A 9,039-nucleotide genomic window follows, 5' to 3' on the forward strand; every position below is an offset into this window, starting at 1 on the left:
AACTAGCTCAGATGTACAATCCGTGCATCCGCGGCTGGATCAGCTACTACAGCCACTTCTACAAGACGCAATTGCGTCCGACCCTGAAGCGGATCGATGCCTATGTCATCCGGTGGGCGCGTCGCAAGTTCAAGCGACTGCGTCACCAGACCAAAGGCGCCAGAGATTGGTTTGACCGGCTACGCCGTGCCAAACCCACGCTCTTCGCCCATTGGGCACTATGTCATGGCAACGGCTGAACATCGGGAGCCGTGTGACTCGAGAGGGTCATGCACGGTTCTGGGAGCGCCCGGAGGTGAAATTCCTCCGGGCGACTCGACGTGTGTCACGAGCATCGCCGGTCCACACGGCGATGCGGAACTGTACGAGAGATGAAGGAGGGCCCTTCGGGGTCGGCAATCAGGTGCTGATCTCAAGCCACCGCAAGCTGCTGCGGTCAAAAGCCGTGGTGGTGAACGTTGCGGAAACGCGAGAGTGTCAAGTCCGGATCTGTGAGCGGCTCGGGGTGAAATTCCCCAGGCCGACTCGGCATTCGCACATTTTCGGCCCGTTCGCTGGATGTCCGCTTATCTCCTAATTGCGGCGCGAGAGCAGAACAATCAGGAGGGCGGCCTCGGGCCAGAAGGAAACCTCAATCCGGAAGGCCTGCTTTGCTAAGGCCATCGGCAAACATGGCGAAGTCTTCGGACCGTCGGAACGGCGCGAGGCGCTTGAGACTGGAGAGCCGTAAGTCGGGATCAGACTCAAATGCCCGCGAAATGACTCTTCCCGCTTCCTCAAGCCGCCCCCCAAGCGCTTTGCTGGCCGCGGAAATACAAATGCCCAACAAGAAACTCGGTAGGTCGCGAGTGGCTTGATCGGCCAATGATGATGCCTCGTCGTAGCGGCGCGCCAGGAGATGAGCACAAGCGGCCGCCGCATGGACACCAAACATACTTGGATCTAGCGGACTCAGCCGTCGCGCGCGCCCAGCGTGGTCAATCGCGAGATCTGGTTCCCCTCTCCACACCCTAAGCCAGGCGCTCAGCATCCAGGCTGACGCATAATTGGCATTAACCGCGAGCCCCTGATCCATGAATGTTGCAGCATCGTCGAATTCCTGATCGATAAATGCGAGTGCATATCCACCCAAGCACATCGCCACCGGATCGTCTCTGCCGATAAGGACCGCCCTGCGTGCCAGTCGCGTAGCCTCGCCACTTTCCACTGTCGCATCGGTCATCCAACCCTGAGCCTTGCGACGCACATAACACCATGCAGCGAGGCCGTAAGCAGCAGCTAGACCCGGTTCTAGCTCGATCGCTTTTCTAAAATGCCCGAGGCCCTCGTTATTTCCATCCTTCGTCCACCGATGAATACACGCGAGCCCACGCAGGTAATGATCGTATGCGTCCAGGTTCTCAATCGGCTTCCGTAGAGCCCGCTTGATCTCCGCGCGCTGCAGCTTCGGCGCAATCGCACCAACGACGCTGACCGTCACTTGGTCCTGGAGATCAAACATATCTTCGAGAGTACCATCGAAATGATTCGCCCAGAGATGCGCTCCAGTCTCCGCGTCAACAAGCTGACCCGAGATGCGAACACGCGCGCCAGCCTTGCGAACGCTTCCTTCCATTACGTAGCGAACTCCTAACTCGCGCCCGACCTGCTTCACATCGACGGCGCGCCCCTTGTAAGTGAAGCTTGAGTTTCTTGCGATCACAAACAGCCAGCGAAACCGCGACAGCGCCATTGTAATGTCTTCCACGATGCCGTCCGCGAAGTACTCCTGTTCAGGATCGGTACTGAGATTCTGGAAGGGCAGGACGGCGATGGAGGGCTTGTCCGGTAGCGCTAAGGCAGGTCTTTGGCGCACTGCGATGCCGCGATCCCTAACCCTGAAAACTCGGATGGGGCGTTCGATGTTCTTTAATCTTTGTTCACCCCCATCGTCACAGGCGATGTCGAGTTTATCTCGGACGTGTCGGTGAGCATCGTCGGAAAGACAAATACCGCCGGGCTCTGCGATGGCTTCGAGACGTACGGCCACGTTGACAACGTCCCCGAATATGTCGCCCGCATCCTTGATGATGTCGCCGACATTGATCCCGATTCTGAATTCAATACGCTGATCTGACGGCACGGCCACATTGCGTCCGGCCATGCCGTGCTGAATGTCGAGGGCGCAACGTACCGCGTCGACAACGCTATCAAACTCAGCCAGCAACCCATCACCAGTATTCTTGACGATGGTCCCACGATGTGCAGCAATATTCGGGGCAAACAAGTCCTGCAGATGCTCCCGCAGTCTTAGATGCGTGCCTTCTTCGTCCGCGCCAGTCAAACGACTGTAACCAGCTACATCGGCCGCAAAAACCGCAACGAGCCGTCTCAAGAGGTGTTCGCGAGCCAAGGAGTCCTCCTCGCCACGAGCCGGCGCGTACAAACGGCCCCTCGAAAAAGGGGATCGCCGCAACACTTCCGAATGTTAGCTCCGTTCGGGTTCAACTACCACTAGGTCTAAAGCGAACTGGAACATCAGCATCCTTCCGTATTGCCGCTAGGTCGGGTTGGCGGACTTGCGCATCCGCTGCCGGTCAAATGCGAAGAACTCGGCCTGAGCAAAATCCCAGGCCGCCATGCCCTAGGAAGTAGGCGCCATGGGCCAACACCGGACCATGCGCCCCAACAAGCGATGGGCACAGATCCGGGACACACCTGTCTGTTCTGTCGCTGGCACCGAGGACGAGACCACGGGACAGCGAAGCTGCCGGATTTCGTCGCTTGCGCTGGTCCGAGTTTGGGCGTTGAGTCTGCCGACGATTGAGCGGGTGCCGCTCGTCCTATGCAAAGACAGGCGAAGAAAACGCGTGAAGAAAACGCGCCCGGGCTAGTGCGAGCATTGCACTTGAGGAAGGACGCTGAGGTCTTTCCTAATGAATATCGAGTGTGAGCTACTCGACACATACTGGCCGTTCCAGGCTCTATCGTGGAGCAGGCACAGGTTGGGAGGGCATCGCCGTGAGATATCATCGAATTTCAACAGGTTTCGTTGCTGCCGCGCTGCTGGCGCTGCCGTGGCAGGGGGGGCGGGCGGACACCGCGCCAAAGGTCGTCGAGGAAGTCGATTTCGCAATCTCCTGCGGGCCGACATCACAACAGGCATTCAAGCACGCGGTGTGGACTCTGCATTCGTTCTGGTACCCCGAGGCGCTAAAGCAGTTCACCGCGATCGCCGCCTCCGAGCCCGGCTGTGCGATGGCCTATTGGGGCATCGCGATGAGTCATTGGTATCCGCTGTGGTACCCCCCATCGCCTGCCGCGCTCGAAGCCGGCTCCGAGGCGATCGCGAAGGCGATGGCGGCCCCGACCCAGACGCCGCGCGAGGCGGATTACATCGCAGCGATCGCCGCCTTCTATCGCGACAATGACAAGCTCAACCATCAGACTCGTGCGGTCGCCTACGAAAAGGCGATGCAGCAGGTGTATGAGCGTTACCCGGACGACCGCGAGGCCGCGGTGTTCTATGCGTTGGCGCTCAACGCCAGTGCGCTCAAGACCGACAAGACCTTTGCCAACCAAAGAAAGGCGGCCGAGATCCTCAACAAAATCTGGAAGCAGGAACCGAACCACCCTGGCGTCGTGCATTACCTGATCCACAGCGACGACTCGCCACAATTCGCTGCGGCGGGGCTGGACGCCGCGATCTGCTACGCTAAGGTCGCACCCGACGTGCCACACGCGCTGCACATGCCGTCGCACATCTTCACCCGGCTTGGCATGTGGCAGCAATCGATCGACTCCAATCGCGCCGCTCACGCCGCCGCGCTTGATTATGTGCATAAGAGCCGGGGGCCGGGGAGCTATGACCAGGAAACCCTCCACACGATGGACTATCTCGAATACGCCTATCTGCAGATCGCGCAGGATGGCCCGGCCAAGGAGGTGGTCGACGAACTTATCGGCTTTCGACAAAGTGAGGGTGGGAACCTGGCCGGGGCTTACGCTGTCGCCGCGATCCCGGTTCGTTATGCGCTCGAGCGTCGTGACTGGCCGGCTGCCGCCGCGCTGAGCGAGCCGGCGATCGGTTTCCCGCTTGAGCGCTTTCCCTGGGCAGAAGCGATGATCGCCTATGCTCGCGCGCTGGGCGACGCGCGGACTGGAAACATCGCCGGCGCCGAGGCGGAGATCGACCGCTTGCAATCGCTTGCGGACAAGCTGAAGGACAACGACAGCTATTGGGCCAACCAGGTCGAGGTCCAGCGCTTGGCGGCCGCCGGCATCCTGGCCCACGTCCGAGACGACGACAAAACCGCCGTCGCCTTGGTGCGGGCCGCTGTCGATCTGGACGCCACGATGGACAAGCACCCGGCCACCCCGTCCTCGGTGCTGCCGGCGCGCGAGCTATTGGCCGATCTGTTGCTCGAACTCAACCAGCCGGCGGCGGCGCTGATCGAGTACCGGGCGATGTTGAGCACCGATCCCAATCGCTTCCGCAGCCTTCTCGGCGAAGCCCGAGCCGCGAAACAGACGGGCGACTCCGCGACCGCTCACGACGCCTACCGAAAGCTTGTGGCACTAAGCAAACCCGTCGGTCCTGCGCGCCCCGAACTGGACGAGGCCAGGTCCTATCTAGCGAACTGACGCCTCCCGTGCGATGGCCTTCTCTGCCGCGTGTCGGCTGGAAGGATTGCGCTGTCTACACCGGTAGGAGACCCGCTTCGCGATAGTTGTCGATCAGCGCATCATAGAGCGAGATGTCCGAGCGGCTCCTTGCAATCAACTGCGCGCCGGCGATGGCGGCGAAGATCGCGCGAGCCCGCGGTTCGCTCTCCTCGGCACTGACCACGGCCGCGGCCGATAGGACCCTGCTTAGCCACGCCACGTTGACATCCGCAAAGGCCTGGACCTCGTGCTTCACCGCTTCCGGCAGGTCATCATATTCGGCAGCCATGAAGCTGCAGAGACACATGCGATTGTCACTCTCGAGCGATTTGCGAAACACCTCGGGGTATTGACGCAGGCAGCGGGCCGGATCCGAGGTTTCGGCTAGCATCGCCTCCAGGTGGGCCGCCGTGTCCTCCCAATAGCGCCTCGCGACCGCTGCGCCGAGATCAGCCTTGCTCGGGAAATGATGGTAGATGCTTGCGGCCTTGATGCCCACTTCGTCCGCGAGATCGCGGAAGTTCAAGCCGCCATAGCCATGCGCCTGTGCGGTCCGTTTGGCCGCCGCCAGGATGGCCTCCTTAGCGCTTGAACTCATCTCATCGCCTCACTTCTCCGCTACCGAACCTACCAAGTGATAGATAGGGCTTGACCGAACAAATTTAAAGCCCTATCCGGAGCCTACCATCTGTTAGGTAGAGCCCGCAAAGGAGCTGATGATGAAGATTTACGATTGGCCCACCGGTCCATATCCGGCTCGCGTCCGTATCGCTTTGGCCGAAAAGAACCTGCAATCGCGGGTCGAGTTCGTGACGGTCAATCTATGGAAAGGCGAGCACAAGAAGCCCGACTTCCTCGCCAAAAATTACTCGGGCACGCTACCGGTGCTCGAACTCGAGGACGGCACATTCATCGCCGAGTGCACGGCCATTACCGAGTACCTTGACGCGCTTGATGGCGCTCCCACGCTCACCGGCAGGACAGCGCGCGAAAAGGGCTTGATCCACATGATGAGCAAACGCGCCGAGCTGGAGTTGCTCGACGCCATCAGTGTCTATTTCCACCACGCCACACCGGGGCTTGGACCTGACGTCGAGATTTATCAGAACGCCGAGTGGGGCTTGCGTCAGCGCGACAAAGCCCTGAGGGGGATGCGCTACTTCGATGCCGTTCTCAGGACACAGCCGTTCGTGGCCGGTGAGGGGTTCTCGATGGCCGACATCACGGTCGTAGGCGGTCTGATCTTTGCGGCGATCGTGAAACTGTCGGTGCCCGCGGAGTGCAACGCTCTTCAAGCCTGGTACGCAAGGATGCAGGAGCGTCCCAGCGTAAAAAACCAGCTATCGATATCGGCATCCAGAGCAAGCAGTCGAACGGATTGAGCGGATGCATGCGGCGGCTAAAGGGTTTTGCCGTCAGATCATGATCCGATTGGACGGAATCGGATCATGATCTCGTCTGTATCAGGTGGGCACTGCTATTCGAGCTCGACCGGCTGGTACTTGCCGTTCTCGTCGATCGCGGTGCCCCAGATCTTGTGCGAAGCCTGATGCTCCGCGCGTCCGAAATTGAGGGCCGCGCCAAGACCGAGATCGAGATTGCGCATGTTCTCCAGCGTGTCGATCAGCTTCTCGGTGTCGAACTGCGGACCCGCTCGCTTGATGCCCTGAATCAGGACGTTGGCGGCCACATAGCCTTCGAACGAGACGTAGTCGGGCGCTTCGCCGGGAAAATATTTGGCAAGCGCATTCTTGTATTCGAGAACCGCGCTCGAATAGCCGCCGACCGCCGGCACCACCTGGGTCACGATCACGCCGCTGGCAAAGCGGGGGCCCAGCAACATCAGCTCGTCGGCAAGCTCGGTCGAGCCCACGAAGGAGACGTTGGTGTAGACCATGCCGGGATAGAGATCGCGGGTCTTTTCGATGAACTTCGCAGCGGCGCGGTAGGTCGCGACCATGACCACGGCTTTGATGGCCGGCTTCTGCACGCGGAGCAGATTGACCGCCTCGTCCACATCGACCGTGTTCCGCTTGTAGTTGAGGCGCACGATTGCGCCGTCGTTCAGACCAAGCGAGCGGAAGGCCTTGGCCACCCCGGCAAAGCCGGCGTCGCCATAAGCATCCTGCTGGGCGAAGACCGCGATCTGCCTCGGCTGCAGGCGGCGGATCTTTAGCAGATAACGCACCACCGCATCGGTCTCTTCCGCGTAGGATGCGCGGTAGTTGAACACATAGCGGTCGGGCGGGTCGTTGCGGAGGATATTGGCGCCGGTGAAGGCGCCGAAAAACAGCGTGCGATGCTCGAGTGCGTAAGGCACGGCGACAGCCGCGGTCGGCGTCCCGACATTGCCGATATAGGCGAACACCTGGTCCTTCTCGTAGAGCTGCTTCATCGCAGCGAGCGTTCGCGCCGGCTCATAGCCGTCATCGGCCGCGATCAGCCGCAACGTCCGTCCGTCGACGCCGCCGGCATCGTTGATGCGGCTGAAGGCGGTGTCGATGCCGAGCTTCATCTGGCGTCCAAGCTCGCGCGAGGCGCCGGAGAACGGTCCCACGATGCCAAACCGGATCTCGCGATCGGTCACGCCGCGCGCGGTGCTGGTGACGGGCTGCGGCAGCGGCGCCGTGGGCGCGGTAGCCGCCGCGGCGGACGCGATCACGCCTGATAGCGCCGATGCGGCGCTGGATCCGGCCGGCGCGGAGCTCGGCGTGGAGATGGATTGTTCGAGATCGGCAAGCTGGCGCTCGGCCACCCCGCAATTGATCTTTCCGGTGGTCACGGCGGCGCGGCCATCGCTGACATAGCGGTCGAACAGCCGCGCCAAATCCTCGCGGTCGGAATCGTTGGGGGAGGCTTCCTTGATCACCGCACGGAACTTGTTGGCGGCAGTCAGGATTCGGTATTGCGCAATATCAGGGCAGGCCAAAGCCGAGCCGATGATCGGCCCGACCCGGCTCGCGAGATCGCGGACCACATTGATGTTGTCGGCCGGCGCTGCGCTCGCGGCAGTCGCGAGCAGGGCACTGAACAAAGCTGTCGCCCAGCGCGCGGGCCACCGCGAGCTTCGCGCCTGGGTGATGTCGGACGCGTAACCAGTCATTGCGTTGCTACCCCCTTACTCCTGGTGATGTCCCCTATTGCTGATGTTGGGCGGAATCTGTCTTCTGGCGCCACTGCATGAACCGCTCGAGGAGCTGTTGCGGTTGTTCGCGCGTCACGGCCTGATCGCCCTCGCCAGAGACGAGAACCGATCGGAATTGGGAAATTGCCGTTTTCGCTGCGTCGTCCCCACGTGGCTGGGCGGCGGTCGCGGCAAATCCCGAACGGGCGCCACCGTCCCGCGATGCGGGCATCAGCGTGACCAGAAGCAGGGCCGCGACAGCCGCAACACCGACGCCCGCGGCGATGCCACCGCCCACCATCAGCCATTTGCGCCGTCGCGAGCCGTCCCGCGCGAACGCGGCCGGTTCAGGCATCACCTGGGGGTCCAAGTGGCGGCGCAGCGACTCCCCGATGGCATCCTCAAACGGGACGTCGAGCGAGGGGGAAAAGGGGCTGCTTGAGGTGTCAACTCGGAAGGGACTATCGAACTGCGTTTCGCCCACAGCCGAAGTGACGGTCGACAGACGGATGCCCGATCGTTCCGCCCGGCGGCGGGGAGCATAGTGCAATGGATCGTGCGGGCTGGTCGGTTCTTGCTCACTCAACACGCTCATACGCTACTCCTCTGACGCGTGACTGCTGTAACGTTCCGGTCCTCTGGCCGCGCCGGCCAGAGGCTCGAAGCAACAGGGGGCTGGGAAAAGCGGCGACGCTCTGGCGTGCCGCAAAATATCGCGCGGCCGGATCTAGACCCGGCTCACCGTGCCATGCTGCCGGCATCGGAGCGCAACAATGCGTCCGAGACCACAGCGTCGTTCTCGCTTCCATTGCCGCCCCCTGGCGCCCCCAGGCAAATGTCGCAGCTTCCCGCGATGTGACGGTCCACCTCTTTCAATGAGAAGTGACGTGCACGCGTCAAGAGTAAGTCCAAATCGCGGCAGAACCGCGTTGAGTCTTTGCCGATGAGCCCCGCTTATTGGGCATATCTCCGTCGACAACATGAAATTCTCTTGTGATTTCAATGAATTAACCTGTGGTTAAGGAATGCGGCAATCAGGTTAACCATTTGCTAAGAAACGGAGAGGGACGCGCGCTTCCCACGCGTCCCTCCGTCAAGCAAGCCGCTGGCCAGAATGGCGGTCAGAAGATCTTGGCCGCGCTCAGCAACGTGCGGTAAACGCCCCAGGCCAGCGGGATGCCGACGAAGGCCCAGAACAGCGCGGCCTTGAGGTCGAGACCGCCCTTGCCGATGCCGAACGAGCCATGCTGGACCGCGGCCTCCTTTTGCGC

8 protein-coding genes are annotated in these 9,039 nt (G+C 61.4%); 3 read left to right on the top strand and 5 right to left on the bottom strand.

Annotation, left to right across the window (positions count from 1 at the left end; all coding sequences use genetic code 11):
* A partial coding sequence (locus F758_RS0142100; RefSeq protein ID WP_283805914.1) for a group II intron maturase-specific domain-containing protein occupies positions 1-239 on the top strand: 239 nt, incomplete at its 5' end.
* A 392-nt stretch (positions 240-631) separates the two neighbouring features.
* On the opposite strand, the gene F758_RS0142105 is transcribed toward F758_RS0142100, so the two are convergent.
* Entirely contained in the window at positions 632-2,392 is a 1,761-nt protein-coding gene (locus tag F758_RS0142105; protein ID WP_035725185.1) for an adenylate/guanylate cyclase domain-containing protein, read from the bottom strand.
* 608 nt (positions 2,393-3,000) lie between these two features.
* Between F758_RS0142105 and F758_RS0142115 the strand changes: the two genes are divergently transcribed.
* Positions 3,001-4,623 carry a hypothetical protein gene (locus F758_RS0142115; protein WP_024513394.1) on the top strand — a complete coding sequence of 541 codons (1,623 nt, stop codon included), beginning with the start codon at positions 3,001-3,003 and terminating at the stop codon, positions 4,621-4,623.
* A gap of 55 nt (positions 4,624-4,678) precedes the next feature.
* Here F758_RS0142115 and F758_RS0142120 read toward each other — a convergent pair whose 3' ends face one another.
* Positions 4,679-5,242, bottom strand: a complete 564-nt coding sequence (locus F758_RS0142120) for a TetR/AcrR family transcriptional regulator (protein WP_024513395.1) — start codon at positions 5,240-5,242, stop codon at positions 4,679-4,681.
* A 121-nt stretch (positions 5,243-5,363) separates the two neighbouring features.
* Here F758_RS0142120 and F758_RS0142125 point away from each other — a divergent pair, with 121 nt between their 5' ends.
* Positions 5,364-6,026 (top strand): glutathione S-transferase, encoded by a 663-nt coding sequence (locus F758_RS0142125; protein ID WP_024513396.1) that lies wholly within the window; start codon positions 5,364-5,366, stop codon positions 6,024-6,026.
* Between the two features lie 95 nt (positions 6,027-6,121).
* On the opposite strand, the gene F758_RS0142130 is transcribed toward F758_RS0142125, so the two are convergent.
* The 3 genes from F758_RS0142130 to F758_RS53710 all read right to left on the bottom strand — a co-directional run.
* Complete coding sequence (locus F758_RS0142130) at positions 6,122-7,747, bottom strand: ABC transporter substrate-binding protein (RefSeq protein WP_024513397.1); 1,626 nt, start codon at positions 7,745-7,747, stop codon at positions 6,122-6,124.
* 34 nt (positions 7,748-7,781) lie between these two features.
* Complete coding sequence (locus tag F758_RS50585; protein WP_157450536.1) at positions 7,782-8,363, bottom strand: hypothetical protein; 582 nt, start codon at positions 8,361-8,363, stop codon at positions 7,782-7,784.
* Positions 8,364-8,889: 526 nt separating this feature from the next.
* A partial coding sequence (locus F758_RS53710) for an MFS transporter small subunit (protein WP_198026709.1) occupies positions 8,890-9,039 on the bottom strand: 150 nt, incomplete at its 5' end.

Origin of the sequence: Bradyrhizobium sp. ARR65 (assembly GCF_000472385.1) — a bacterium.
Classification (GTDB): domain Bacteria; phylum Pseudomonadota; class Alphaproteobacteria; order Rhizobiales; family Xanthobacteraceae; genus Bradyrhizobium.

Coding starts and splice junctions, on each gene's coding strand:
- F758_RS0142125 (WP_024513396.1), top strand. CDS start 5,364: ATGAAGATTTACGATTGGCCCACCGGTCCATATCCGGCTCGCGTCCGT.
- F758_RS0142130 (WP_024513397.1), bottom strand. CDS start 7,747: ATGACTGGTTACGCGTCCGACATCACCCAGGCGCGAAGCTCGCGGTGG.
- F758_RS0142120 (WP_024513395.1), bottom strand. CDS start 5,242: ATGAGTTCAAGCGCTAAGGAGGCCATCCTGGCGGCGGCCAAACGGACC.
- F758_RS50585 (WP_157450536.1), bottom strand. CDS start 8,363: ATGAGCGTGTTGAGTGAGCAAGAACCGACCAGCCCGCACGATCCATTG.